We start from the raw sequence: 23,944 nt of genomic DNA, 5'->3' as shown, positions 1-23,944 counted from the left end.
CCTGACCAGCAGCCCCGCACCCCGATCGAAGGAGCACCCGTGCCCGTCACCGCCGTCCGCCTCGGAGGCCGCCCCGACCTGCCGCTGATGGTCCTCGTGCCGTCGCTCGGCACCTCCGTGACCGCCCTGTGGGGGCAGGCCGCGCGCCTGCTCGCGGACGACTTCCAGCTGGTCGGCATCGACCTGCCGGGGCACGGGCACGACCGCAGCGCGCCGACCGGGCTCACGATGGCCGACCTGGCCGCCGACGTCCTGGCCACCGTCGACCGGGTGACCGACAGCCTCCAGCCGGTGCCCTTCCACTACGCGGGCGACTCCGTCGGCGGCGCGATCGGCCTCCAGCTGCTCCTCGACGCGCCCTCGCGGGTGCTGTCGGCCTCGCTGCTGTGCACCGGCGCCCGCATCGGCACCGAGGAGTCGTGGCGCGAGCGGATGGTCACGGTCACCGCGTCGGGCACCCCGGCCATGGTCGCCGGATCCTCGCAGCGCTGGTTCGGCCCCGGCTTCCTCGAGCGTGAGCCGGAGGTCGGCGGGGCGCTGCTGCACTCGCTCTCCGACGCCGGCGACGCCGGGTACGTCGCCGTGTGCGAGGCGCTGGCGACGTTCGACGTCCGCGACCGCCTCGACGAGATCGCCGCGCCGGTGCTGGCGGTGGCCGGCAGCGAGGACGTGGCGACGCCCGTGGCCGGGCTCGACCAGATCGCCGAGGGCGTGCAGGACGGTCGGCTCGTCGTCCTGGACGGCGTGGGCCACCTGGCCCCGGTCGAGGCCGTCGAGGAGACGGCCCGGCTCGTGCGGGCGCACGCGCTCGGCGAGCCGCTCGACGCCCCTGAGCCCGACGCCCCGGAGCCGGCCGCCCCGGCCGCGGGCGACGACCTCACCCGCGCCGACGTGCGCGCCGCCGGCATGCAGGTCCGGCGCGCGGTGCTCGGCGACGCCCACGTCGACCGGGCCGTGGCCGCCACCACCGACCTCACCGCGGACTTCCAGTCCCTCATCACCGAGTACGCCTGGGGCAGCATCTGGACCCGCCCGGGCCTGGACCGGCGCTCCCGCTCGCTCATCACGCTCACGGCCCTCGTCGCGCGGGGGCACCACGAGGAGCTCGCCATGCACGTGCGGGCCGCCCGCACCAACGGCCTGACCGTGGACGAGATCAAGGAGTGCCTGCTGCAGACGGCGATCTACTGCGGCGTCCCGGACGCGAACACGGCGTTCCGGATCGCCCAGCAGGTGCTCGCCGACGAGCTCGGCTGAGCCGGGCCCGGCAGGGCCCGGCAGGGCCGGTGACGCGAGCCGGCTGACGGTGGTGTGACGAGCCGGTCGTCGATCCACAGGGTCCGCTCGCCGTCCTCTCAGCGCGCGTGGCGGACGACTCCGCACGGTGGTCCCATGACCGATCGAGGAGACCGGCCGTCCGACGCCACCACGTCCCGCACGCCCCGCACGCCCCCCGCACCCGCCGCCCCGCCGGCGCGCCTGCTGCGCGCCCGCGCCGCCGTGGCGGTGGCGACCGCCCTCACGGCGGTGTCGCTCGCCCTGGCCTCCAGCCCGGCCGAGGCGGCGCCGGGGCCGACCTCCGGCCACTCCCAGTCCGCCGATGCCTCCGCGGCCGACGCGGGCGTCACCCTGTCGCCGCGCACCCCGTTGTCGCCCACCTCCCCGGCCTCGCCGGCGCACGTCACGGTCGCGGCGGTGCGGCTCGACGGGTCCTCCGAGGTGCTGACCGAGAGCGCCGCCGACGCCACCGAGGACGCTGCCCGCGCCGGTGGTCGAGGGGGGCGGGCCCGGCGCGCGGCCCGGCGGGCGGCCACCCTCGTGGGCACCTGGTGGCGGACGGCGGCCGACCACCTCGACCACGTGCTCCTGCTCGCGGCGCTCGAGACCCCGGCGCCCGTGACCGTCGCCCTCGACGCGGTGCACGTCGCGACCGCGCGGGCCTCCGTGCGGGCCGCCGGTCTGGTGGCGCGCCTGGCGGGGGTCAGGAGCGAGTCGGGCTCGTCGGCGCCGTCGTCGCCGTCGTCGTCGGGGCCGGGCCCGGGCCGACCAGGCCGGCCCACATGAGCTCGGCGCAGCCCTCGAGCAGCGCGGGTGGGGCCTCCCCGTGCCACAGGAGGGCCCCGAGGTACGAGCCGAGCAGCAGGGTGACGACGGCGTCGGGGTCGACGTCGGCGCGCACGGTCCCGTCCTCCCGGTCGGCGTCGACGAGCCGGCGCAGGGCGTCCGCCCACCCGACGAGGACGCCGCGGACGGCGGCGGTGTACGCCGGGTCCTCGTCTCGCAGCAGACCCGCGACCCCGCCCGGCCCGAGCACGTCGCGCAGCTGGCGCCAGCACTCCTCCAGCGCCGCGCGGACCCGCTGCCGCACGTCGCCCTCGGGGGAGGCGTCCCAGGCGACGATCGCCCGGCCCAGGGTCGAGGAGAGCAGGGCGGATCGGTCCGGGTGCCGGCGGTACAGCGTGGTCTTCGCGACGCCCGCGCGCGCAGCGACCGCCTCCATCGTCACCGCGGCGGGCCCCTGCTCGCGGAGCAGACCCAGCACGGCCTCGTCGATCCTGCGCTGCCGCTCGAGGCGCGCGGGCGTGGACGGGGCGGGGGCGGAACGAGCCCCCGGCGTGGTCGTGCTCACGGCCACCTCCGGAATCGATACGGCAATCGTAGCGTTTCTACCATCAACCGTGCCGCTCCGTCGGCACCACCCTCAGGAGGCTCCACCATGTCAGACGTCGTTACCTGGACGCTGTGGCTGACGCTCGTCACCGTCGTCATCGGCACGCTCCTCATCCTGGGCATGGGTCAGTCCGCTGACCTGCTGCCCTTCCACCCGCTCTACAAGCAGCGCCCCGACCACGAGGCCTGGCTCGAGCAGCGCGCGGCCCGCGTGTCGGCGGGCGAGGCGCACGACCGCGAGCTCGACGCGCGGATCGAGGGCTGGGCCCGCTCCCGGGCGGACCACGCCGACCGGAGCCGTGCGCACCATGCCTGACGGCAGCATCCTCGTCATCGGCGGCGCCTCCGGCTTCGGTCGGGCCGTCGCCCGCCACCTCGCCCGCGAGGGGCGTGCCGTGCACGTCACCAGTCGCGACGAGAAGAAGGCCGCGTCGGTCGCCGCCGACCTCGCCGAGGAGACCGGCACCTTCGTGGCCGGTCACGCGGTCGACGTCATGGACGCCGACGCCCTCGCCGACCTCCTCGGCACCGTGGCGGCGGAGGGCCCGCTGGCCCACGTCGTCTCCACCGCCGGCGGCGCGTCGGCCGGCGGCTTCCTCGACGGCTCCCTCGACGACGTCCTCGGGCCCGTGCGCGACAAGTTCGAGGCGGGCCTGCGGCTGGCGCGGGCCGCCGCACCCCTGCTCGCCGAGGGCGGGAGCCTCACCCTGACCGCCGGCGCAGGGGGCAAGCCGCACCAGGCGGCCGGGGCGGTCCTGGGCAACGCCGACCTGCGCATGCTCGTCCAGGGGCTCGCCGTCGAGCTGGCCCCGCGCGTCCGCGTCAACGCCGTCGCGCCCGGGTGGACCGTCACGCCGCTGTGGCGCGACCTCGACCCCGCGGACGTCGAGGCCACCCGCCGGGCGATCTCGGCGCAGGTGCCGCTCGGCCGCACCGCGACCGTCGAGGAGGTCGCCGCAGCGTTCCTCTTCCTCCTCGGCAACGGCTTCGTCACCGGCCAGACCCTCACCGTGGACGGTGGCTGGGAGCTGGTCTGAGCCGTCGTCCCCGGACGCCGCTCAGGAGCGCCGCGCGTGGCTCGCGCGGCGCTCCTGCGCGTCCGCGGCCAGGCTCGCGACGACGCCGACCAGTCGCTCGGGCCCGAACGGCTTGTGCAGGACGACGTCGGCCCCGGCGTCCCGGAAGCGCCCGGCGAGCCCCGGGTCGGTGTCGCCGGTGAGGGCCACCACCCCGGGGCGGGTCGGGCCGTGCAGCCCCGGGCAGGCGCCCAGCAGCGCGAGCCCGGTGGTGTCTGGCAGGCCCTGGTCGAGTATGACGACCGCCACCTCGGCGTCCTGCGCCAGCCGTGCCTGCGCCGCCGCGCCGGTGCCCGCCTCGAGCACCTCGAGCCCGTGGCGCTCGAGCAGGATCGCCAGGAGGTGCCGCAGCTGCACGTCGTCCTCGACGACGAGCACGCGCGCGGCACCCGGCGGGGGCTCCGGAACGCGTCCGGGGACACGGCCAGGGGCGCGATCGGGGGATCGACTCACGGGAGTGGCCTCGCAGGGGGGAGCGACGGTGGGGGGGAAGCGCGGCGCCAGAAGGTGGGGGCGGGGCGGGCGCGCGTGGGGCCCATGGTGCGTCTGCGGCCCGAGTAAAGTAAAGACGACGCGAGGGCGACGTCGTTCTCGGCGGACAGGACGGGTCCCGAATTCTGCGCGCAGAACCGCGGGGCGCGGCCTTCCCATCCGGTGAGACGATGACGTGGACCACACGTGCCCTGCGGGGTGTGATGTGAGGCACGAGGACCGGGCCGTGCCGTGCCCGGCTCGTGCACGTGTCGACCCGGGCCGAGCCCGGCGGGAAGTGAGGGGTGGCCCATGGCCAGCGACGAGGTCCGGAACGAGGCGGCGCAGGCGCTGCTGGAGGCGGAGTCCACCGGCAAGCCGGTCCCGCCGCTCACGGAGACCTACGAGGGGCTGACCCTCGACGACGCCTACGCGATCCAGCTCGCCCAGGTGCGCACCCGGCTCGACCGCGGCGAGCGCGTCCGCGGGCACAAGGTCGGGCTCACGTCCCTGGCGATGCAGCGGATGCTCGGCGTCGACCAGCCCGACTTCGGGCACCTGTGGGAGTCCATGTTCCACCTCGAGCACGCGGCGATCCCGGCGTCCACCTGGATCGCGCCCCGCGTCGAGCCGGAGATCGCCTTCGTGCTCAAGCGCCCGCTCGCCGGCCCCGGGGTCACCCTGGCCGAGGTCGTGGCGGCGGTCGACTACGTCGTGCCGGCGCTCGAGATCATCGACAGCCGGATCGAGGACTGGCGCATCGGCCTCCTCGACACCGTCGCCGACAACGCCTCCTCCGGGGGCGTGGTGCTCGGCTCCAAGCCCACGCGGCTCGAGGACGTCGACCTCCGGCTCGTCGGCTGCGTGCTGCGCAACCGCGGGGTCGTCCAGGCCAGCGGCACCGGTGCCGCCGTGCTGGGCTCCTCCATCAGCTCCCTGGTCTGGCTGGCGAACACCGTCGGCCGCTGGGGGACCGTGCTCGAGGCGGGCCACGTGATCCTGCCCGGCTCGGTGACCGCCGCCATCCCCGTGGCTCCCGGGGACACCGTGACCGCCCAGTTCGGCGGCCCCCTGGGCGGCGTGACCGCCCGCTTCACCGCCTGACCCATCGCACGCCGCTCGACCCGCTCGACCCGCACGCCGACACCCGCCGGCCCGGTCCCGCGCGCCCTCCTGCAGGGCTCGTGGCAACCGGGCAGGGGCGGGTCCGGGGCGTGCCCGGACACAGTCCGCTCGTGGCCGCCTCACAGTCCTGTGAGGAACGGATGAACGCTCCCACGAAGCGGGAAAGTGGCCTGGCACACAGTGCGGAGGTTCCAGTGTGATACCGGCCACAGACATCCCGACGCGACGGCGCGTCGGCTGATCAGAAGAGGACCGCGATGCCCTCCACCACCGCTTCCACCCGGGTCCGCCGCTCGCTGGCCCTGGCGCTGACGTTCGGCCTGGCCGCCTCCGCCGCCGCGTGCGGCGACCTCGGCGGGGCCGACACCGCCTCCGACAGCACGACCATCAAGGTCGGCTTCGTGACGCCCCTGACCGGCAACCTCGCCGCCTTCGGTGCCCCCGACGAGTGGGTCGTCGACCAGATGCAGTCCTACTTCGACGAGAACCCGATCTCGGCCGGCGGGACCGACTACGACGTCCAGATCATCGTCAAGGACTCCCAGTCCGACCCGACCCGCGCCGCCGAGGTCGCCGGCGAGCTGATCAACACCGACGGCGTCGACGTCGTCATGGCCCACGCCACGCCCGACACCACCGTCCCGGTCTCCGACCAGTGCGAGGCGAACTCCACGCCCTGCATCACCGACGACACCCCGTGGCAGCCCTGGTACTACGGCCGCGGCGGCACGGACGACCAGGGCTTCGACTGGACCTACCACTTCTTCTGGGGCCTCGAGGACGTCGCCTCGACCTACGAGAACATGTGGGACCAGGTCGACACGAACAAGAAGGTCGCGGCCCTGTGGCCGAACGACGCCGACGGCCAGGCCTGGTCCGCCGCGTTCCCCGACCTGGTCAAGGACGGCGGCTACACCCTGGACGACCCGGGCCTCTTCGAGTCCGGCACCCAGGACTACTCCGCGCAGATCGCCCAGTTCAAGAAGAACGGCGACGACATCCTCCTCGCCTGCGTGACCCCGCCGGACTTCGCCGCCTTCTGGCAGCAGGCCCAGCAGCAGGGCTACACCCCGAAGGTCGCCACGGTCGCCCGGGCCATCGAGTTCCCGGCCGCCGTCGACGCCCTCGGCGACGGCGCCGACGGCCTGGCCACCGAGGTCTGGTGGGCCCCGCAGTACGACACCACCTCGACCCTCCTCGGCCAGAGCTCGCAGGAGTTCGCCGACGCCTACGAGGCCGACACCGGCAACCAGTGGTCGATGCCGCTGGGCTTCTCCGAGGCCCTGTTCGAGGTCCTCGCCGCCGCCGTCGAGGAGGCCGGCAGCAACGACAAGCAGGCCATCGTGGACGCGCTCTCCACCCTGAGCACCGACACGCTCGTCGGCCCGGTCGACTTCACCTCGGGCCCCGTGCCGAACGTCGCCAAGACCCCGCTGGCCGGCGGCCAGTGGAGCCCGGCCACCGACGGTGACTTCACCAACCAGCTCACCATCGTGGCCAACAACGACGCCCCGCAGGTCGCCGTCGAGGCCCAGCTGGCGGCGCTGAAGTGAGCGCGCACCTGGAGGTCAACGGCCTCTCCAAGTCCTTCGGCTCCGTCGTCGTCGCCGACGGCCTCTCCTTCTCGGTCGCCCCGGGGGAGGCCCTGGGCATCGTCGGCCCCAACGGCGCCGGCAAGTCGACGCTGCTGTCGATGATCACCGGGGTGCTCGCCCCGGACGCGGGGGAGGTCGTCCTCGACGGGCACGACCTGACCCGCTCGTCGGCCGCGAGCCGGACCAAGCGCGGGGTGGCCCGCAGCTTCCAGGTGCCCCGCCCCTTCACGGACATGACGGTCTTCGAGAACGTCTACGCGGGGGCCGCCTTCGGTGGCGGCCTCCGCGGCCAGGCCGGCTACGACGCGGCCCGCTCCGCGCTGGAGCGCACCGGCCTGATCCACCTCTCCAACGAGCTCGCCGGCTCGCTGCGCCTGCTCGACCGCAAGCGCCTCGAGCTGGCCCGCGCGCTGGCCACCGGCCCGCGTCTGCTGCTGCTCGACGAGATCGCCGGTGGCCTCTCGGACTCCGAGCTGCCGCCGCTCATCGAGCTCATCGCCGCCCTCAAGGCCGAGGGCATCACGATCGTGTGGATCGAGCACATCGTCCACGCGCTCACCGCGGTCACCGACCGCCTGCTGTGCCTCGCCGGCGGTCACGTGCTCGCCGACGGTCCCGCCGAGGAGGTGCTGGCCCACCCCGACGTCGTCGAGGTCTACCTGGGCAGCACCGTGGAGATGGAGGAGGCGTCGTGAGCCTGCTCGAGATCACCGACCTGCGTGCCCGCTACGGCGAGTTCCAGGCCCTGTCCGGCGTCAGCCTCTCCATGGAGGAGGGCGGCGTCCTGGCCGTCGTCGGGGCCAACGGCGCCGGCAAGACCACGCTGCTCAAGACCATCGCCGGCATCGTGCCGGTCGCGGGCGGCTCGGTCGTCTTCGACGGCCACGACCTGGCCCCGCTCGCCGCGCACCAGCGGACGCGGCTGGGGATCGCGGTCACGCCCGAGGGCCGCCGCCTGTTCCCGAACATGACGGTCGAGGAGAACCTGCTCGTCGGCGGCCACACCCGCCGCCCGGGCGTGTGGGGCCTCGAGCGCCTCTACGACACCTTCGGCGTCGTCGGCGACATCCGGGCCCGACTCGGCCGGCACCTCTCGGGCGGTCAGCAGCAGGCGGTCGCCATCTGCCGGGCGCTCATGAGCAACCCGAAGCTGCTCATGCTCGACGAGGTCTCGCTCGGTCTCGCCCCGGTCGTGGTCGACCAGATCTACGCCACCCTGCCGACCATCACCGAGCAGGGCACCACCGTCCTCCTCGTCGAGCAGGACGCCGGCCACGCGCTGGCCGCCAGCGACCACGTCGTCTGCCTGCTCGAGGGCCGCACGGTGCTCTCCGGGCCCAGCGACCAGGTGTCGCGGGCCGACCTGGCCAGCGCCTACTTCGGTCTCGCGCCCAGCCACTGACCCGGCCACTGACCCGGCCACTGACCCAGGCACTGACCCGGCCACCGGGTCACCACGCCCCCGGCGCTCTCCCCGGCGCCCCGGGCCCACCACATCGTCCCCACCCGGCCCCGGCCGGACCCGTACCGCCAAGGAGACCACCACCATGGACTGGGTGAACGCCCTCGCGCAGGGCGCCCTGCTGGGAGGCTTCTACGCGCTCCTGGCCGCAGGCCTGTCGCTGATGTTCGGCGTCATGCGCATCGTCAACCTCGCCCACGGCCTCCTGGCGGTGGCGGGCGCCTACGTCGGCGTCGTCGTCGTCGAGGACGCCGGCCTCCCGCTGTGGGTGGCCCTCGTGGTCGCCCCGCTCGTGCTCGCGGGCTTCGGCTACCTGCTCCAGCGCGGCTTCCTCAACCGGGCCGTCGACCTGGGCGGCCTCGTGCCGGTGCTCGTCACCTTCGGCGTCGCGGTCATCCTCACCAACCTGCTGCAGGAGTGGTTCACGGCCGACTCGCAGTCGCTGCGCTCCGGCTCCTTCGGCACCGCGAGCGTGCAGCTGGCCGACGGGCTCTCGATCGGTCTGCTCCCGGCGGTGACCGGGCTGGCCGGCGTCCTCGTGGTGGCGGCGCTGCAGTGGTTCCTGGCCCGCACCCGCAGCGGCCGGGCGATGCGCGCGGCCTCCGACGACCCCGAGGTCGCGCGGCTCATGGGCATCAACGAGAAGCACGTCTACGCGCTGGCCACCGCCATCGCGCTGGCGACCGTCGGCCTGGCCGGCGTCTTCCTGGGGATGCGCACGCAGTTCACGCCGGGCTACGGCGACCTCGTCCTCATCTTCGCCTTCGAGGCGGTCATCATCGGCGGCCTCGGGTCGCTGTGGGGCACGCTGCTGGGCGGGCTCGTGCTGGGCGTGACCCAGTCGCTCGGGTCGCAGATCGACCCGGCCTACGGGTTCCTCATCGGCCACCTGGTCTTCCTCGCCGTCCTCGCCGTGCGCCCCGCCGGCCTGCTCCCGAAGGTGGCCGTGGCATGAGCGCGCAGACCCCCGCCCAGCAGTCCGCCACGGAGCCCACCCCGAAGCCCACCGCGGGGTCCACCGCGGCCGCGGCCCCCGAGAAGGGCGGCGCCCACGCGGCGCCGAGCGACACCCCGACCGTGCGCGCCCGCGTCCGCCGGGCCTCCCTGTCCAGCTGGATCGGCGCCGCGGTGATGCTCGCCGTCCTGGCCGTGCTCGCGATGGGGCCGTACGTCTTCGACCGCGGCCTCCAGCAGCGCCTGGTCCTGCTCTTCGCCCTCGTCGTGATGGGCACCGCCTGGAACCTGCTCGCCGGCTACGGCGGCATGGTCTCGATCGGCCAGCAGGCCTTCGTCGGCCTCGGCGCCTACGGCCTGGTCTACTTCGGCGACGTCCTGGGGCTGAGCCCGTTCGTCGCCATCGTGGTGGGCGTCCTCGTGGCCGGCCTGGTCTCGATCCCGATCAGCTGGCTCACCTTCCGGCTCGTCGGCGGGTACTTCGCGATCGGCACCTGGGTCGTGGCCGAGGTGCTGCGCCTGGTGGTCGCCCAGACCGACGCCGTGGGCGGCGGCGCGGGCTTCACCGTCCGCTCCTTCGGCGGCCTGGACGCCGTCTACCGCATCGCCTTCGTCTACTGGTTCGGCCTCGCCGGCGCCGTGGTGATGGTGGCGGCCACCTACCTCCTCATGCGTTCGCGCCTCGGCCTGGGCTTCACCGCGATCCGCGACGACGCGGTGGCCGCGGCCTCGCTCGGCGTGCGGGTCACGCTCTCCAAGCGGATCGTCTACGTGGTCGCGGCCATGGGCGCGGCGTTCGGCGGCGGCCTCACCGCCGCGAACACGCTGCGCGTGCAGCCGGACTCGGCGTTCTCGATCTCCTTCACCGTGGCGATGATCTTCGTGGTCGTCATCGGCGGCATCGGCAGCATCGAGGGCCCCATCGTCGGCGCGATCGTCTACTGGGTGCTCCAGGACCAGCTGGCCCAGCTCGGCTCCTGGTACCTGGTCATCCTCGGCGCCATCGTCATCGCGGTGACGCTCTACGCCCCGCGCGGCCTGTGGGGCCTCGTCTCGCGCGGCGGTCGCCTGCGCCCGTTCCCGGTCGGCTACCGGCTCCTGGACCTGCCCTCCGCACCCAGCCGCACCACCGCCGCGGCGGGTGCCGCTGCTCCCGACACCCCTGAGAGGAACTGACGTGAACGAGCTCTACGAGGCCCCCGAGGTCGCCAGCAAGATGCTGGTCGCGGTCATGGGCCTCATCGAGACCGCGGACCTGACCCAGCGCCAGCACCTGGTGCTGCCGATGGACGACCCGCACCGCTTCGACTGGGACATCATCCCGCGGCCGGAGCACACGGGCCTGTCGCTGCACGACCTGACCCGCAGCCAGAAGATCCTGGTCTGGGACATCATCGCCGCGGCCCTCCCGGTGCGGACCTTCACCCAGTCCACCCAGGTCCCGCAGCTCGAGCACGTGCTGCGCGACTACGAGGCGGACTTCCTCGGGCGCGCGCTGGGCGCCTGGCGCGACCCGCACAACTACTACGTGACGATCTTCGGCCGCCCCGGCTTCGAGGACACGTGGGCCTTCCGCTTCTACGGCCACCACCTGGGCATCAACCTCACGGTGGTCAAGGAGCGGTGGATCCTCGCCACCCCGTCGGCCATGGGCCAGCAGCCCGTCAACTACGACGGCACCAACAAGCCCCTGCACGACGAGGAGTCCGCGGCCTTCCGCGTGCTCGGCTCGCTCACCGAGGAGCAGCGCACCCGCGCCATCGTGCACCCGGTCGCGCCGGCCGACTTCGTCACCCGCTACGTGCCGCGCATCGGCTCGGTGGAGTACCCGGACGTCCGCGACCTCGGCATGCCGCAGTACCGGCTCACGGACAAGGACCGGCACGCGCTGCGCCTGGTCAAGGACAACCCCACCGGCATCACCGGCGACGAGCTGACGCCCGAGGCGCAGGCCGACCTGCTCTACGTCGTCGACAAGTTCCTCGAGCGCTTCCCGGCCCCCATCGCCAAGAAGCTCCAGGACGACGTCCGCGCCGCCGGCCTGGACACGGTCTGGTTCACGTGGGCCGGCGACGAGCACCCCGGCACCCCGCACTACTTCCGGGTGCAGACCCCGCGCTTCCTCATGGAGCTGGTCAACGCCATCGCGGACGGCGACCACATCCACTCCGTGCTGCGCGACTTCGAGAACGACCTGGGCGGGGAGATCCTGCTGGCCGAGCACCCGGACGCGATGCCCGACCGGCTGCCCTGGGAGTCGCAGGGGGACACCCGCAAGGTCTCCAGCGCCGACCTCGACCCGCAGCTCGAGCTCTGAGGCGGGTCGCTGCCCCGGCACCGCCCGTCCGCACGCGTCTCGTGGTGAGCGCGTGCTGACGGGCTTCCTCGACTCGGCGCCGCTCGTCCAGGGGACGGACGGCGGCGACGAGGCGCGCACCGGGCCCGCCGCGGCGGGCGACGCCGTGGGGACGGCGCTGGCGCGTGCCCTGGTGCGCGCCGAGCGCCTCGACGCCCTCGGCGCGCACCGGGTCTGGTTCACCGAGCTGCACGCCGGTCGACCCGGCGACGGCGACGCCGCCTCCAGCGACCCGCTGCTGCTGGCGGCGCTCGCCGCGCAGCGCACCACGCGGGTGCGGCTGGGGGCCGGCGGCGTGATGAGCCGCAACCACAGCCCCTTCCTGGTCGCCGAGCGGGCGCGGCTGGTGGCCGCGCTGGCCCCCGGCCGGGTCGACCTCGGCCTGGGCAGCGCCTCCGGCGGCGACGACCGCACCGACGCGTGGATCAGGCGCACCCCGGTGCCGTACGAGTCCTTCGCCGACGACGTCCGCGAGACGCTCGGCTTCCTCGACGCCTCCTCCGCCGGCGTCGCGGGGTCGGGGGTCGAGCCGGTGCTGCTCGTCGGCTCGCGGGCCGGCGGGGAGCTCGCCGGACGCCTCGGCCTCCCGGTCGCCCTGGCCGGGCACGTCGCGCCGGACGGCGTCCCGGCCGCCGTCCGGGCCTACCGCGAGTCCTTCCGGCCCCGACCCGGCGGGCCGGCCGCACCGCACGTCGTGGCGTGCCTGCCGGTGCTCGTCGCGGAGTGCGACGAGGCCGCCCGGCACCGCTTCCGCAGCGTGCAGCGGCGCGCGCTGGACCGGGTGCGGCACGGCGGACGCCCGCTCGTGGCCTGCGAGGACGCCGTGCTCGACTGGTCCGCGGCCGAGCGCTACCGGGCCGAGGGGCAGCTCGCGGCCGCCGTCACCGGCTCGCCGGCGACCGTGGCCGCGGCGCTGCGCGAGGTGCTCGCCGCGTGGGGCGCCGACGAGCTGCTCGCCGTCACCGACCTGCCGTGCGCGGAGCACGTGGACGAGTCCGACCGACTGCTCCTGGAGCTCACCGCGGGGTGGTGAGGCCCTGCTCCTCGGCGTCGCCCCGGACCTCGCTCCGTTCCTCGCTCCGGGTGTCCCGCTCCGGGGCCACGAGCCGCTGGCCGACGCCGGTCGCGGCCGCCCGCAGCTCCTGCACGAGGCCGCCGAGGCGCGCGTCCACCTCGCCCGTGGAGCCGGCGACGGAGATCGCGCACACGACGGGGCCGTTCTGCGCCCGCACGGGGACGGCCACGGACGAGAGGCCCTCGACGCTCTCGTCGCGCGCGCGGGCCCAGCCGTCGCGCCGGACCCTCTCCAGGCACGCGGCCCACTCCTCGGGCCCGGTCACGGAGGAGTCGGTCGCCGGGGCGAGGCCGGCGCGCTCGGCGGCCGCCGCGACCCTCGGGTCGAAGGCGGCCAGGGCCTTGCCGACCGCGGTGAGGTGGGCGGGCACCCGGCGGGCGCTCGCGCCGAGGATCGGGAGCGCGGACGCCCCGTGCAGCCGCTCCACGAAGACGACGTGGGCGCCGTCGGCGACCGCGAGGTGCACGGTGAGCCCGGTGCGGGCGTGCAGCCGCTCGAGCAGGGGGAGCGCGGCGCGGTGCAGGGGCTCCCGGTCCCGGGCGACCTGCCCGAGCTCGTACATGCGCAGCCCGAGCCGGTAGCGGCCGGTCACGCTCGAGCGGACCAGCAGGCCGGACTCGGCCAGCGTGCTCAGGGTGCGGTGCGCGGTCGACTTGGCCACCCCCAGCCGCCGGGCGACCTCGCTGACCCCGAGGTCCTCGGCGCCGAGGAACGCGACCAGGACCTCGGCGGCGGTGCTGACCGACTGGAGTGCGCCCGGGCGCACCCGGTCGGCGCGCTCGGTCGGCGGACTCGTCATGGCTCCAGTGTGACGCCCGACACGCGTCGGCGCCTCCCTCGATCCCATGAACCGGGAGACGACGAGGGCCCCGCGACGACGGTGTCGCGGGGCCCGTGGCCGGCCCGTCGCAGTGCGTGACTGCGGGCCGGGCTGGTGGGAGGCGGAGCCGGGGTACGGCTCAGGTGTAGACGGTGGTGAAGCGGTCGTTGATCTCGCGGGCGTGGTAGTAGATCCCGCGGGCGATGTGGTCCGGCGTCCAGGTGATGAGCGGACGGTCCGGGTAGGCCATGGCGCCGCCCGCGAAGACCTCGTTGCGGTTGCCGGCCGGGTCGAAGAAGTACACCGTCGAGCCGCGGGTGATGCCGTGCTTGGTGGGGCCCATGTCGATCGGCACGTCGTCCATCGTGAACAGGTCGGCGGCGTGGCCGATGGCGTTCCAGTCCTCCAGCTTGAAGGCGAAGTGGTGGAGCTTGCCCTCGGGGCCCTCGATGCAGGCGATCGAGTGGTACTGGTTGCCCGTCGTCATCCACGAGGCGATGGTCTTGGCGTCGTCGTCGAAGGACGAGGCGAAGCGCTCGGTCGTGTACATGTCGAAGACGTGGTGGAAGAACCGCTCCAGCAGGCCCGGGTCCTGGGTCGCGATGAGCGCGTGGTCGAGGCCGGGGACGCCGACGCCGCGCAGGTGCCGCGGGAAGCGCTCGGGGTTGTGGGTGCCGACCTCCATGCCGACCGCGGTCGCCTGGCTGTAGACCTCCATCACGTGGGTGGAGGGCGCGATGATCCGGATGCCGTCGCCGATCTCCGGGTTCTCGCCGCGCGACATCCGCTCGACGCTGCAGCCGAACTCCCAGGCCTTCTTCTCGATCTCCTCGATGTCCTCGTCGCGCTGCACCTTCCAGCCGAACTTCGCGGCGCCGACGCCGCCCTCCTCGAGCACGACCGAGTGGTGGTCCCACTCGTCCCAGCCCTTGTAGTAGACCTTCCCGGGCTCCTCGAGGACCGGGTACAGGCCGAGGGTCTCCTCGTAGTGCTGGCGGGCCGCCGCCAGGTCGGTGACCCGGGTGTGGACGTAACCCATGCGCATGATTCCCATGTCATGCCCCCTTCTGGTTGGTGCCGGCCCCGGCGTCCGCCGCGATCCGGGTCGAGCTCTGCTGGTGGTGCTGCTGCTGGTGGTGGTGCTCGTGGTGCTGGTGCGGTGCCGGCGGGCGCCGGCGGGCGTGCTCGTGCTCCTCGCGGAGCCGGAGGAGCCAGGACGCGGCGGGCGGCGCGTCGTCGCGCAGCGCGACGGTCGTGTCGCGCAGCGGCACCGCGCGGCAGGAGAGGCACACGCCGGCGTCCTTCTCCTCCTCGCTGAGGACGCTGGGGGCGACGACGGCCTCGTAGGCCACCTCGCCCTCGAGCAGGTCGACCTTGCAGATCCCGCAGCCGCCGCGGCGGCAGCCGACCCGCTGGGCCTGCCCCGCGCGGGCGAGGGCCCGCAGGATCGTCTCGCCCTCGCGCACCTCGACCGGCACGCCGTCAGGGCTCATCCGCACCGCGGTCATCGCGGCGTCCGGTCGATCTGCATGACCACGGCCTTGGGCTCGGTGAAGAACTCGCGGCTGAAGGTGCCGCCCTCGCGCCCGATGCCCGAGTCGCCGACGCCGCCGAACGGCGCCCGCAGGTCGCGGACGAAGAAGCAGTTGACCCAGACCGTCCCGACGTGGAGCCCGTCAGCGACGCGGTGGGCGCGACTGAGGTCCTCGGTGAAGACCTGGGCGTCCAGCCCGTAGCGGCTGGCGTTGGCGGTCTCGAGGACCTCCGCCTCGGAGTCGAACGGCTCGACGACGGCGACGGGGCCGAAGATCTCCTCGCACACGTGCGGGGCGGTCGGCGGCAGGTCGACCAGCACGGTCGGGCGCACGAACCAGCCCTCGCCGAGGCCGCCGGTGAGGAGCCGTCCGCCGTGCTCGCCGACGCTCTCCACGTAGCCCGCGACCTTGCTGAAGTGCTCCTGCGAGGCGACGGGCCCGAACTCGGTGGCGGGGTCGGCGGGGTCGCCGACGACGAGCGCCTCGGCGGCCGCCACGAAGCGCTCGAGGAACTCGTCGTAGACCTCGCGCTGGACCAGGATGCGGCTGCCGGAGAGGCAGATCTGCCCGGCGTTGCGGAAGATCGACTGCACCGACCAGGCCACCGCGTTGTCGAGGTCGGCGTCGGCGAAGACGATGTTGCAGTTCTTCCCGCCCAGCTCGAGGCTCACCGGGGTGAGGTTCGCCGAGGCGGCCCGGGCGATGGCGCGGCCGGTGCCGGTCTCGCCGGTGAAGGTGATCCGGTCGACGCGGGGGTCGGTGGTGAGGGCCTCGCCGACGGACGCCGGGCCGTAGCCGTGCACGACGTTGAGGACGCCCTGCGGGATGCCCGCCTCCAGCGCGAGCCGGGCGAGGATGGTGGCGGACGCCGGGGTGTCCTCGGCAGGCTTGAGGACGACCGTGTTGCCCCAGGCCAGCGCCGGGGCGACCTTCCAGGTCTCCAGCATGAGCGGGAAGTTCCAGGGCGCGATCGCGACGACGACGCCGGCGGGGCCGAAGGTCGTGTACGCGTGGTGGCCGGAGTCCATCGGCAGCGCCTCCGCCGCGGCGAGGCGGGCGTGGTCGGCGAAGAAGCGGAAGTTGTGGCCGGCGCGGGCCACGTCGTGCCGGGCCTGCTCGAGCGGCTTGCCCATGTCGTGGGAGTCGGCGAGCGCGAGCTCCTCCTCGTGCGCCTCCAGGAGGTCGGCGAGCCGGTGCAGGAGCCGCCCGCGCTCGACGTAGCCCATCCGCGGCCACGGCCCCTCGTCGAAGGCCCGGCGGGCGGCGGTCACGGCGTCGTGGGCGTCCTCGACCCCGCCGAGCGCCACCTCCGCCCACGGCTGCCGGCTGTAGGGGTCGACGGTGGTGAAGCGCGCGCCGTCGCGCGACTCCGTCTCCTTGCCGTCGATGACGTGGCCGAGGAACGGCAGCTCAGGGTGCTGCTGGGTGCTCATGAGGACTCCTGCCTGCGGGACGGCCCCGGACGGGCTGCCGGGTGGCCCGGTCTCACCGGGACAGCCAGAACGCTAGGAATCGTGTGAGCCCGGTCACCCGGATCGTTCCGTCACGAGGAACGCCGCAGGTGAGCCGATGACCTAGGTCCCGGGCGCGGGGGACGTCACGTCCGCGGGCGCCGGGCCGGGAGGGTCGGCGGCCTCTCGTGCGGTGGGAGGACACCGGGTCGTTGGTCCCGGGCGTGGGCGCGAGGGGAGCGGGGCCGCGGGGCGCCGTCGGGCCCCGGGAACGCCGCAGGGGAGGCCGGTCGGGACGGGCCCGACCGACCTCCCCTGCGGAGGTGGTGTCGCTGTGTGGTGCTGCTGGGTGGTGCGGCTCAGTCCTGCGGGTCGGACTTGAGCGTGGTGCCCACGGCCCAGCGGGTGGGCGGCACCTCGTGGACGCAGACGCGGACGCTGCTCAGCGGCGCGCCCAGGGTCTCCGAGACGGTCTTCGCGATCTCCCGGATGGCGTGCTGGACGGTCTCCTCGTCGCGTCCCTCGACGATCCGCAGCTCGACGAACGGCACGTCACACCCCCGCGATGGAGATCGAGCCGAGGGTGGTGAACTCGGCGGTGATGACGGAGCCGGGGTGCAGGAACTCCGCGTCGGTCATGCCGCCGGTGAGGACGACCTGGCCGGCCTCGATCGCGAGGCCGCGCTCGGCCAGCGCGTTGGCGGCCAGCGCCAGGGCGGCGGCCGGGTGGCCCTGGACGGCCGCGCCGGTCGCGGTGGCGGTGACGGCGCCGTCCACCGAGAGCGTGATGCCCTCGAGCACGAGGTCGAGCTCGTCGGGGCCGACCGAGTAGGGCGAGACGACGTACCGGGCGCTGGAGGCGTTGTCGGCGATGACGTCGGGCAGGGCGAAGGAGAAGTCCCGGTACCGGCTGTCGATCACCTCGAGGCCGGCGTGCACGCGGTCGACGGCCGCGAGGGCCTCGCGCACGGTCACGTTCGGGCCCTCGAGGCGCTTGCCCATGACGAAGACGATCTCGGGCTCCACGCGCGGGTGGATGAGCGAGTCGACCGGCAGGGGCTCCTCCGGGGCGATCTCCATGGCGTCGGTGAGCCAGGCGGTGAGCGGGGCGGTGATGCCCATGCGCTTCTGCTTGGCCGCCGAGGTGAGGCCCAGCTTCACGCCGACCAGTCGCTCCCCGGCGTCCTGCTTCTTCGCCAGGTAGAGGTCCTGCGCGGCGTACGCGAGCTCGATGTCGAGGCCCTCGCGCTCGTCGGTGAGGCGGCCGCCGTCGCGGCGCTCGGCCTCCCGGGCGAGCAGCTCGACGGCCACCGACTCGGTGTCCCAGGTGGTGGTGGTCATCAGCGGACCCCCGCCCCGGCCAGGTCTCCCATGTCCTTCTCCTCTGCCAGCTGCAGTGCGATGTCGATGATCATGTCCTCCTGGCCGCCCACGTAGCCGGCCTCGCCGACCCGCTCCAGGATCGCGTGCGCCGGGACGCCGTAGCGCTCCGAGGCCCGCTCGGCGTGGAGCAGGAAGCTGGAGTAGACGCCGGCGTAGCCCTGGGTGATCGACGAGCGGTCCATCCACGGCAGGCGCGGGATGAACGGCTTGACGACGTCCTGGGCTGCGGCGAGCACCCTGCTGGTGTCCACCCCGGTGTCGATGCCCATCTTCTCGAACGTCGCGGCGAGCACCTCGGTGGGGGAGTTGCCCGCGCCGGCGCCGAGGGCGCAGAGCGCGCCGTCGATCTGCCGGGCGCCCGCCTGGTATGCGAGGACGGAGTTGGCGACGCCGAGGGAGAGGTTCTGGTGGCCGTGGAAGCCGACCTGCGCCTCGGTGCCGATCTCGTCGATGACCGCCTGGATGCGCTGCTGGGCGTCGGTGAGCACCATGGCGCCGGCGGAGTCGACGACGTAGACGCACTGGGCGCCGGAGTCGACCATCGTGCGGGCCTGGGCGGCGAGCCCGGCGGGGTCGAGGCGGTGGCTCAGCATGAGGAAGCCGACCGTCTCCATGCCGAGGTCGCGGGCCGCCGCGAAGTGCTGCGCGGCGATGTCGGCCTCGGTGCAGTGCGTGGCGATGCGCGCGACCTGCGCGCCCGCGCCGTGGGCCTGCTTCAGGTCGTGGACCGTGCCCAGGCCGGGCAGCAGCAGGACGGCGATCCGCGCCTGCGTCGCCTCGTCGACCGCGGCCTTGATCAGGTCGATCTCGGAGACCCGGCTGAAGCCGTAGTTGAAGGACGAGCCGCCGAGGCCGTCGCCGTGGGCCACCTCGATGACCTGGACGCCGGCGGTGTCGAGCGCGCTGACGACCGCGCGCACCTGGCCCTCGGTGAACTGGTGCGCCATGGCGTGGGAGCCGTCGCGCAGGGTGGAGTCGGTGATCCGCAGGCCGGCGTCGGCGCCGACGGGCAGCTCGGTGGTGGTCTCGGGGCTGGTCTCGGGGCTGGTCATGCGATCGCTCCTTCGCTGACGGCGCCGAAGCGGGACTCGGCGATGAGCTCGCCGACGCGGACGGCGGCGGCGGTGATGATGTCGAGGTTGCCGGCGTAGTCGGGCAGGTAGTCGCCACGACCGCGGACCTCGAGGAAGACGGAGACGCGGCCGTTGCCGTGCCAGACGTCACGGGCGGTGTCGAACTGCGGGTCGGCCCGCAGGTGGTAGCCGGGCACGTACTCCTGGACGCGCGCGACCATCTCGTGGATGGCGGCGGTGACCCGGTCCTGCACGTCGCCGGCCTCGGCGGCCTCCGGCGGGACGGAGCAGAAGACGGTGTCGCGCATCATCATGGGCGGCTCGACCGGGTTGAGGATGATGATCGCCTTGCCCTGCTTGGCGCCGCCGACCTTCTCGATCGCCTCGGAGGTGGTCTCGGTGAACTCGTCGATGTTGGCGCGGGTGCCGGGGCCGGCGGAGCGGGAGGCGATGGAGGCGACGATCTCGGCGTAGTCGACGTCCACCACGGAGCTCACGGCGCTCACGATCGGGACGGTGGCCTGGCCGCCGCAGGTGATCATGTTGACGTTGTCCGCCGACTTGTTGAACTCGAGGTTCACCGGCGGGCACACGTAGGGGCCGATGGCGGCGGGGGTGAGGTCCACCGCGACGATGCCGGCGGCCGCGTACTTGGGGGCGTTGGCCGCGTGCGCCTTGGCCGAGGTGGCCTCGAAGACGATGGCGGGCTTCTCGTCCTGGGCGAGCAGCCAGTCGACGCCCTCGGCGCTCGACGCCAGGCCCATGCGGGCGGCGCGGGCCAGGCCGTCGCTCTTCGGGTCGACGCCCACCATGTAGCGCGGCTTCAGCACCTCGCTGCGGCGGATCATCTTGAACATCAGGTCCGTGCCGATGTTGCCGGGCCCGACGATGGCGACGGGGACCGGGCTGGTCGTGGTCATGGGAGTCCTCCTGCGGTGCGCGCAGGTGCTGCCGCACCCGCGCCGGTCCGCCCCGCCGGTGGCGGCCCGGGAGGGCACGCGCGGGGCTGGTTGCACTGTGTGGGTTCGGTCACGCATGCTTCAACGCATGTCTCCCGCAGCACGAGAAACCTCGGACGCCTACCTGGAGCGCTGCCTGGCGGTCCTCGAGGCCTTCGACGCCCGGCACCGCGAGCTCACGGTCGGTCAGCTCAGCGACCGCTCGGGCCTGCCGACGTCCACCACCTACCGGCTCGTGACGACGCTCGAGCGGATGGGCCTGGTCGAGCGGCGCGAGGGGTACGTCTCGCTGGGGATGCGGCTGTTCGAGCTCGGCCAGGTGGCGGCCCGGCGCAGCACGCTGCGCGACGTGGCGCTGCCCTACATCGCCGACCTGCGGGCGGCCACCCGGCAGACGGTCCACCTAGCCGTGCTCGACGGCTACGAGGTCGTCTACCTGGAGATCGTCCGCGCGGAGGACGGGCCGGTCATGCCGTCCCGCGTGGGTGGCCGCCTGCCCGCGTGGGCGACGGCGGTGGGCAAGTCCCTCCTGGCCACGATGACGGTGGACGAGGTGGACGCCCTGCTGCCCGACGAGCTCACGCCGGTGGGGCCCTCGACGATCACCGACCGTGACGAGCTGCACAAGCACCTGGCGCGCGTGCGGCGCAACGGGATCGCGCTGGAGGAGCAGGAGTCCGGCCGCGGGATCGTCTGTGCTGCCTCCGCCGTGGTGGGTCCGGACGGGCGCGCGGTGGGCGCCGTCTCGGCGTCGGGCTGGGTGCGGCGGATGGACCTGCGGCGCATCGCGCCGGCCGTCCACACGTGCGCGCTCGGCATCTCCCGGCAGGTGGGAAAGGTGCGACTGCCGAACTGACCTGTCCTCTCGCGGCCTGAGAGCGGGTTCTCGTCGGGCGAGAACCAATTCCGCCCCTGTGGGGGGCGAAGGTCGGTCGCGGGGTGGCTCAGGCGGCCAGCGCGGGGGCGCTCGCGGCGACCGTCACGGTGAGGGCCTCGCCGAGGTCGTCGACGGTCCAGAGCCGGACGCTCGGGTGGCCGGCGGCGTCGCGGTCGTCGAGGTCCTCGACGACGGCGGCGAGCAGGTCGAGGTCGACCTGGGAGGCGGCGGCCTCGTGCGGCTGGACGGCGGCGGGGCGGGCGGGCGAGGTGCTGGAACCGATGCTCATGACCTGTAGGTTTCCGCCGTTGCCTGGGAGCCGGGTGTGAGGCTGCACAGGGCTCGGGAAGAGTCGTGGCCCTCCGTCGCCGGGTCCGTGGGCAGGTCCGTCGGCCCGTCCGTCGGCGCGTGGCGCAGGGCCAGGACCGCGAGGGCGGCCGCCGCCAGCTGGAGCGCCAGCCGCTCCGGGGTCGCGAGCAGGACCCCGGTCACCGGCCCCAGGACGTCGGGCAGCCCGGTGGCCCGGGCGACGACCCAGCTCGCGGCGACCACGCCCACGACGACGGCGAGCGCCACCGTGGCGGCGCGGGAGCGCGCCAGGACGAGCAGCGGTCCGAGCACCAGCGCGAGCGCCAGGAGCTGGGCGGCCTCGAGGCCCAGGTTGAAGGTGAGGAGCGGGACGAGGAGGTCGGTGCCCCGCAGGTCCAGCTCGCCGAGCGCGCCCGCGAAGCCGAGGCCGTGCACGAGGCCGAAGGCAGCGGTGAGCGCGAGCTCCCAGCGCCAGGCGAGCACCGGCCGGACGGCGTGGACGGCGGTGAGCAGGATCGTGACGGCGATGGCCGTCTCGACCCAGCGGCTGGGCAGGTCGACGACGCCGGTGGCCGCGAGGGCGAGGCTGACCGAGTGGCCCAGGGTGAACGTGAGCGTGAGCAGGGCGAGTCGCCCGGCCGTCGTCCGCCAGGACGGGCGTCCGCCCGCCGCACCGGTGGCGCCGGTCCGCTGCCGGGCCACGCCGAGGGCGAGCAGGCAGAGCAGGAGGAGGTGGTCGGCGCCGCTGCGGAAGTGCGCGAAGCCGACGCCCAGCATGCTCGTGGACGTCGCCTCCGGGAGCGTGACGCTCAGGTCGGTGCTGGGGGAGGTCTGGGTGAGGGTGGCGACCAGGCTGGTGGTGCCGTCCGTGCCGACGGCCCCCACGTAGACGTCGTGGGTGACGATCACGTCGGTGATCAGGCCCCAGGTGAGCACCAGGTCGGTGAGCTCGTCTCCGCCGGCGCCGGTGCTGGGCCGGGCGACGAGGACGACGCGCGCGGCGTCCGAGCCCTCGACGGAGGCGCCGGTGACACCGGTGGCGCGCAGCGTCCAGGACACGCCGTCGGCGGCGCGCAGGGTGACGCGCGCCAGCAGCAGGTCGGTGATCGCGTCCCCGTCGAGGAGGAGCGCCCGGTCGAGGCCGTCGGCGGCCGCGGCCTGCGCGAAGGTCGTGCCGTAGGCGAGGTCCAGGCGGTCCAGCGGCACCCGCGCGACGAGCCGGACCACGGGCGCCGTCGCGGTGCTGGCCGCGCCCAGCCGGGCCACGACCATCGTCGGGGCGGCGCCGTGCGCGGAGGCGGCCGAGGTGCCTGCGAGACCGGGCCCCAGGGCGCCCAGGAGGGCCAGGAGCCCGGCGGTCAGGAGGCCGGCCGCCCACCGGGCGGTGCCGGCGCGCGGGGGCGCCGGCACCGCCGGGGTGGAGCTGCTGCTCGGGGCAGGGCTCACGAACCGGTGCCCGTCCCGTAGTCGATCTCCTTGTCGCGGTAGATCGTGTGCAGGTGGATGCCGGAGGAGCCCGGGTTGTCCACGTTCGCCCACTCGATCCAGACGCGGGGACCGTCGATGCGCAGGTAGGAGCCGCTCGTGTCGACGTCGGTGGAGGAGGCCCAGGCCACGTACGTCTCGTCGAGCTGCGACTCGTAGAGGTCGAGCAGCGGCTGGGCGAGCTCGTCGTCGTAGTCGGAGACGTAGCCCTCGATCACGGACCACACCAGTGCCTGCTGGTCGTCGGTGAGGTCGCCGTAGGCGACGCCCTCGGTGTCGGGGTAGCCGGTGTCGACCTGCGGACCCATCACGAGGCCGTCGTAGGTGCCGTCGAGCTCGGCGGCGGCGAGGGTGTCGTCGTCCATCGAGGTGAAGAGGCCGAAGAAGTCGTCGGACAGGTCGCCCATCGCCTCCACGGTGCTGCCGTCCTCGTCGGTGTACTCGATCGGCTGCACGCCCTTGAAGTACGGGGTGACCGAGAGGGCGCCGCCGCCCATGCTCACCATGACGCCCAGGTGGTGGCCGCCGAACTGGAGCGCCCAGGCGTCGTCGCTGGAGGGGTCGCCGTAGAAGGCGATGTGGTAGTTCTGGTCGCCGTAGGTGGTGTCGTCGTCACCCGAGGACAGGGTGTCCTCCGCGCCCTGCTGGGCGACGAAGTAGCTGACGCCCTGGTCGGACAGGACCGTCTCGAGGACCGCGATCGCGGCCGCCTGCTGCTCGTCGGTGAGGTCGCCCATGCGCAGGCCGACGCGGCCGTTGAAGAGGCCGTCGGGGAAGTTCGACCAGCTGCACTCCTTGGTGGAGAGGTCGGCGAAGTCCTGGGTCAGGCTGGTGACCTGGTCGTCGTCGAGGAGGGCCTCGAAGGCGGTGGCCGCGTCGACGGCGTCCGAGACGACCTGCGTGGTGTCGCCGTCCGGGGTCGAGGTGGAGACGGTGCCGTTGTCGTCGGCGTCGCAGCTGGTGCTGCCCATGCCGCCGCCCATGCCGCCGCCCATGCCGCCGTCGCCGCGGTCGTCGGGGCGCCCGTCGGTGGAGGAGGACGCGTCGGCGCTGGTGTCGTCGCTGCTGTCGGAGCCGCAGCCGGTGAGGGCCGCGAAGGCCAGCAGGCCGGCGGCGGCACCGGCTGCCACGCGGCTGTGGAGGGTGCTGCGGCGCAGCACCCGGGGGAACGTGTCGGCCATGGGAAGAGCTCTCCTGGTCACAGTGGGTCGAGGCCCGCTCAGGGAGCGGGTCGACGGCCCCGCGTTCCGGGGGTGCCCGCACCCTCA

26 protein-coding genes are annotated in these 23,944 nt (G+C 74.1%); 13 read left to right on the top strand and 13 right to left on the bottom strand.

All coding sequences use genetic code 11. The annotated features are described in order from the left end of the window. Positions 1-39 precede the first annotated feature (39 nt). Together pcaC and E8D37_RS11375 are read left to right on the top strand one after the other, a co-directional pair. Positions 40-1,257: a 4-carboxymuconolactone decarboxylase gene (gene pcaC / locus E8D37_RS11380; RefSeq protein WP_240770357.1), complete on the top strand. Its 1,218-nt coding sequence runs from the start codon at positions 40-42 to the stop codon at positions 1,255-1,257. A 135-nt stretch (positions 1,258-1,392) separates the two neighbouring features. Next, positions 1,393-2,064 (top strand): hypothetical protein, encoded by a 672-nt coding sequence (locus tag E8D37_RS11375; protein ID WP_136569883.1) that lies wholly within the window; start codon positions 1,393-1,395, stop codon positions 2,062-2,064. Here the strand turns inward: E8D37_RS11375 and E8D37_RS11370 are convergent. Beyond that, positions 1,982-2,629, bottom strand: a complete 648-nt coding sequence (locus tag E8D37_RS11370) for a TetR/AcrR family transcriptional regulator (RefSeq protein ID WP_136569882.1) — start codon at positions 2,627-2,629, stop codon at positions 1,982-1,984. The genes E8D37_RS11375 and E8D37_RS11370 overlap by 83 nt on opposite strands. 87 nt (positions 2,630-2,716) lie before the next feature. Here E8D37_RS11370 and E8D37_RS11365 point away from each other — a divergent pair, with 87 nt between their 5' ends. Continuing rightward, the gene (locus tag E8D37_RS11365; protein WP_136569881.1) at positions 2,717-2,986 is read left to right on the top strand and encodes a hypothetical protein; all 270 of its coding nucleotides are present in this window, start codon (positions 2,717-2,719) and stop codon (positions 2,984-2,986) included. Next, the gene (locus E8D37_RS11360) at positions 2,979-3,707 is read left to right on the top strand and encodes an SDR family oxidoreductase (RefSeq protein ID WP_136569880.1); all 729 of its coding nucleotides are present in this window, start codon (positions 2,979-2,981) and stop codon (positions 3,705-3,707) included. Before E8D37_RS11365 ends, E8D37_RS11360 begins: the two co-directional genes overlap by 8 nt. A gap of 21 nt (positions 3,708-3,728) precedes the next feature. Here E8D37_RS11360 and E8D37_RS19865 read toward each other — a convergent pair whose 3' ends face one another. After that, positions 3,729-4,124, bottom strand: coding sequence for a response regulator (locus E8D37_RS19865; RefSeq protein ID WP_168929724.1), 396 nt, complete (start codon positions 4,122-4,124; stop codon positions 3,729-3,731). Positions 4,125-4,529: 405 nt separating this feature from the next. Here E8D37_RS19865 and E8D37_RS11350 point away from each other — a divergent pair, with 405 nt between their 5' ends. From E8D37_RS11350 to E8D37_RS11315, 8 genes are all read left to right on the top strand, one after another. Continuing rightward, positions 4,530-5,321: a 2-keto-4-pentenoate hydratase gene (locus tag E8D37_RS11350; RefSeq protein WP_136569878.1), complete on the top strand. Its 792-nt coding sequence runs from the start codon at positions 4,530-4,532 to the stop codon at positions 5,319-5,321. Between the two features lie 278 nt (positions 5,322-5,599). Then, complete coding sequence (locus E8D37_RS11345) at positions 5,600-6,895, top strand: ABC transporter substrate-binding protein (RefSeq protein WP_136569877.1); 1,296 nt, start codon at positions 5,600-5,602, stop codon at positions 6,893-6,895. Next, positions 6,892-7,632 (top strand): ABC transporter ATP-binding protein, encoded by a 741-nt coding sequence (locus E8D37_RS11340; RefSeq protein ID WP_136569876.1) that lies wholly within the window; start codon positions 6,892-6,894, stop codon positions 7,630-7,632. The genes E8D37_RS11345 and E8D37_RS11340 overlap by 4 nt, the downstream gene beginning before the upstream one ends. Continuing rightward, positions 7,629-8,339, top strand: coding sequence for an ABC transporter ATP-binding protein (locus E8D37_RS11335; protein WP_136569875.1), 711 nt, complete (start codon positions 7,629-7,631; stop codon positions 8,337-8,339). Before E8D37_RS11340 ends, E8D37_RS11335 begins: the two co-directional genes overlap by 4 nt. A 145-nt stretch (positions 8,340-8,484) precedes the next feature. Continuing rightward, the gene (locus tag E8D37_RS11330) at positions 8,485-9,354 is read left to right on the top strand and encodes a branched-chain amino acid ABC transporter permease (RefSeq protein WP_136569874.1); all 870 of its coding nucleotides are present in this window, start codon (positions 8,485-8,487) and stop codon (positions 9,352-9,354) included. Next, complete coding sequence (locus E8D37_RS11325; protein WP_136569873.1) at positions 9,351-10,529, top strand: branched-chain amino acid ABC transporter permease; 1,179 nt, start codon at positions 9,351-9,353, stop codon at positions 10,527-10,529. Before E8D37_RS11330 ends, E8D37_RS11325 begins: the two co-directional genes overlap by 4 nt. A gap of 1 nt (position 10,530) precedes the next feature. Then, positions 10,531-11,670: a DUF3500 domain-containing protein gene (locus tag E8D37_RS11320; protein ID WP_136569872.1), complete on the top strand. Its 1,140-nt coding sequence runs from the start codon at positions 10,531-10,533 to the stop codon at positions 11,668-11,670. A 52-nt stretch (positions 11,671-11,722) separates the two neighbouring features. Further along, positions 11,723-12,742, top strand: a complete 1,020-nt coding sequence (locus tag E8D37_RS11315; protein ID WP_136569871.1) for an MsnO8 family LLM class oxidoreductase — start codon at positions 11,723-11,725, stop codon at positions 12,740-12,742. Here the strand turns inward: E8D37_RS11315 and E8D37_RS11310 are convergent. The 8 genes from E8D37_RS11310 to E8D37_RS11275 all read right to left on the bottom strand — a co-directional run bounded on the left by E8D37_RS11310 (position 12,726) and on the right by E8D37_RS11275 (position 19,966). Continuing rightward, complete coding sequence (locus E8D37_RS11310; RefSeq protein WP_136569870.1) at positions 12,726-13,583, bottom strand: IclR family transcriptional regulator; 858 nt, start codon at positions 13,581-13,583, stop codon at positions 12,726-12,728. The two genes, E8D37_RS11315 and E8D37_RS11310, sit on opposite strands and share 17 nt — an antisense overlap. A 160-nt stretch (positions 13,584-13,743) precedes the next feature. Continuing rightward, on the bottom strand, positions 13,744-14,658 hold the full coding sequence (locus E8D37_RS11305) for a catechol 2,3-dioxygenase (RefSeq protein ID WP_136569869.1): 915 nt from the start codon (positions 14,656-14,658) through the stop codon (positions 13,744-13,746). A 1-nt stretch (position 14,659) separates the two neighbouring features. Next, positions 14,660-15,112 carry a 2Fe-2S iron-sulfur cluster-binding protein gene (locus E8D37_RS20115; RefSeq protein ID WP_206055701.1) on the bottom strand — a complete coding sequence of 151 codons (453 nt, stop codon included), beginning with the start codon at positions 15,110-15,112 and terminating at the stop codon, positions 14,660-14,662. Next, entirely contained in the window at positions 15,109-16,572 is a 1,464-nt protein-coding gene (locus tag E8D37_RS11295; protein ID WP_206055700.1) for an aldehyde dehydrogenase, read from the bottom strand. The genes E8D37_RS20115 and E8D37_RS11295 overlap by 4 nt, the downstream gene beginning before the upstream one ends. A gap of 377 nt (positions 16,573-16,949) precedes the next feature. Further along, entirely contained in the window at positions 16,950-17,141 is a 192-nt protein-coding gene (locus E8D37_RS11290; RefSeq protein ID WP_136569868.1) for a tautomerase family protein, read from the bottom strand. A 1-nt stretch (position 17,142) separates the two neighbouring features. Further along, complete coding sequence (locus E8D37_RS11285; RefSeq protein ID WP_136569867.1) at positions 17,143-17,931, bottom strand: fumarylacetoacetate hydrolase family protein; 789 nt, start codon at positions 17,929-17,931, stop codon at positions 17,143-17,145. Then, entirely contained in the window at positions 17,931-19,025 is a 1,095-nt protein-coding gene (gene dmpG, locus E8D37_RS11280; RefSeq protein WP_136569866.1) for a 4-hydroxy-2-oxovalerate aldolase, read from the bottom strand. Before dmpG ends, E8D37_RS11285 begins: the two co-directional genes overlap by 1 nt. After that, positions 19,022-19,966 (bottom strand): acetaldehyde dehydrogenase (acetylating), encoded by a 945-nt coding sequence (locus E8D37_RS11275; RefSeq protein WP_136569865.1) that lies wholly within the window; start codon positions 19,964-19,966, stop codon positions 19,022-19,024. Before E8D37_RS11275 ends, dmpG begins: the two co-directional genes overlap by 4 nt. Before the next feature lie 127 nt (positions 19,967-20,093). Here E8D37_RS11275 and E8D37_RS11270 point away from each other — a divergent pair, with 127 nt between their 5' ends. Next, the gene (locus tag E8D37_RS11270; RefSeq protein ID WP_136569864.1) at positions 20,094-20,861 is read left to right on the top strand and encodes an IclR family transcriptional regulator; all 768 of its coding nucleotides are present in this window, start codon (positions 20,094-20,096) and stop codon (positions 20,859-20,861) included. 88 nt (positions 20,862-20,949) lie between these two features. Here the strand turns inward: E8D37_RS11270 and E8D37_RS11265 are convergent, their stop codons facing one another. Genes E8D37_RS11265 through E8D37_RS11255 form a run of 3 tightly spaced genes read right to left on the bottom strand, consistent with a single transcriptional unit; the run spans position 20,950 to position 23,857 of the window. Then, on the bottom strand, positions 20,950-21,171 hold the full coding sequence (locus E8D37_RS11265; RefSeq protein WP_136569863.1) for a hypothetical protein: 222 nt from the start codon (positions 21,169-21,171) through the stop codon (positions 20,950-20,952). Then, entirely contained in the window at positions 21,168-22,637 is a 1,470-nt protein-coding gene (locus E8D37_RS11260; RefSeq protein WP_136569862.1) for a HupE/UreJ family protein, read from the bottom strand. Before E8D37_RS11260 ends, E8D37_RS11265 begins: the two co-directional genes overlap by 4 nt. Beyond that, positions 22,634-23,857 carry a DUF3500 domain-containing protein gene (locus E8D37_RS11255; RefSeq protein ID WP_136569861.1) on the bottom strand — a complete coding sequence of 408 codons (1,224 nt, stop codon included), beginning with the start codon at positions 23,855-23,857 and terminating at the stop codon, positions 22,634-22,636. Before E8D37_RS11255 ends, E8D37_RS11260 begins: the two co-directional genes overlap by 4 nt. Positions 23,858-23,944 lie beyond the last annotated feature (87 nt).

It is taken from the genome of Nocardioides sp. GY 10127 (assembly GCF_004919085.1).
Classification (GTDB): Bacteria; Actinomycetota; Actinomycetes; order Propionibacteriales; family Nocardioidaceae; genus Nocardioides.
The sequence above is the reverse complement of the archived record's forward strand: the minus strand, read 5'-3'. Positions and strand labels throughout refer to the sequence as shown.

Excerpts from the sequence above, each read along its gene's own strand:
- E8D37_RS11360 (WP_136569880.1), top strand. The coding sequence starts at position 2,979 with ATGCCTGACGGCAGCATCCTCGTCATCGGCGGCGCCTCCGGCTTCGGT.
- E8D37_RS20115 (WP_206055701.1), bottom strand. The coding sequence starts at position 15,112 with ATGACCGCGGTGCGGATGAGCCCTGACGGCGTGCCGGTCGAGGTGCGC.
- E8D37_RS11270 (WP_136569864.1), top strand. The coding sequence starts at position 20,094 with ATGTCTCCCGCAGCACGAGAAACCTCGGACGCCTACCTGGAGCGCTGC.
- dmpG (WP_136569866.1), bottom strand. The coding sequence starts at position 19,025 with ATGACCAGCCCCGAGACCAGCCCCGAGACCACCACCGAGCTGCCCGTC.
- E8D37_RS11275 (WP_136569865.1), bottom strand. The coding sequence starts at position 19,966 with ATGACCACGACCAGCCCGGTCCCCGTCGCCATCGTCGGGCCCGGCAAC.
- E8D37_RS11265 (WP_136569863.1), bottom strand. The coding sequence starts at position 21,171 with ATGAGCATCGGTTCCAGCACCTCGCCCGCCCGCCCCGCCGCCGTCCAG.
- E8D37_RS11345 (WP_136569877.1), top strand. The coding sequence starts at position 5,600 with ATGCCCTCCACCACCGCTTCCACCCGGGTCCGCCGCTCGCTGGCCCTG.
- E8D37_RS11295 (WP_206055700.1), bottom strand. The coding sequence starts at position 16,572 with ATGAGCACCCAGCAGCACCCTGAGCTGCCGTTCCTCGGCCACGTCATC.
- E8D37_RS11285 (WP_136569867.1), bottom strand. The coding sequence starts at position 17,931 with ATGACCACCACCACCTGGGACACCGAGTCGGTGGCCGTCGAGCTGCTC.
- E8D37_RS11310 (WP_136569870.1), bottom strand. The coding sequence starts at position 13,583 with ATGACGAGTCCGCCGACCGAGCGCGCCGACCGGGTGCGCCCGGGCGCA.
- E8D37_RS11325 (WP_136569873.1), top strand. The coding sequence starts at position 9,351 with ATGAGCGCGCAGACCCCCGCCCAGCAGTCCGCCACGGAGCCCACCCCG.
- E8D37_RS11305 (WP_136569869.1), bottom strand. The coding sequence starts at position 14,658 with ATGGGAATCATGCGCATGGGTTACGTCCACACCCGGGTCACCGACCTG.
- E8D37_RS11350 (WP_136569878.1), top strand. The coding sequence starts at position 4,530 with ATGGCCAGCGACGAGGTCCGGAACGAGGCGGCGCAGGCGCTGCTGGAG.
- E8D37_RS11330 (WP_136569874.1), top strand. The coding sequence starts at position 8,485 with ATGGACTGGGTGAACGCCCTCGCGCAGGGCGCCCTGCTGGGAGGCTTC.
- E8D37_RS11255 (WP_136569861.1), bottom strand. The coding sequence starts at position 23,857 with ATGGCCGACACGTTCCCCCGGGTGCTGCGCCGCAGCACCCTCCACAGC.
- E8D37_RS11375 (WP_136569883.1), top strand. The coding sequence starts at position 1,393 with ATGACCGATCGAGGAGACCGGCCGTCCGACGCCACCACGTCCCGCACG.
- E8D37_RS11365 (WP_136569881.1), top strand. The coding sequence starts at position 2,717 with ATGTCAGACGTCGTTACCTGGACGCTGTGGCTGACGCTCGTCACCGTC.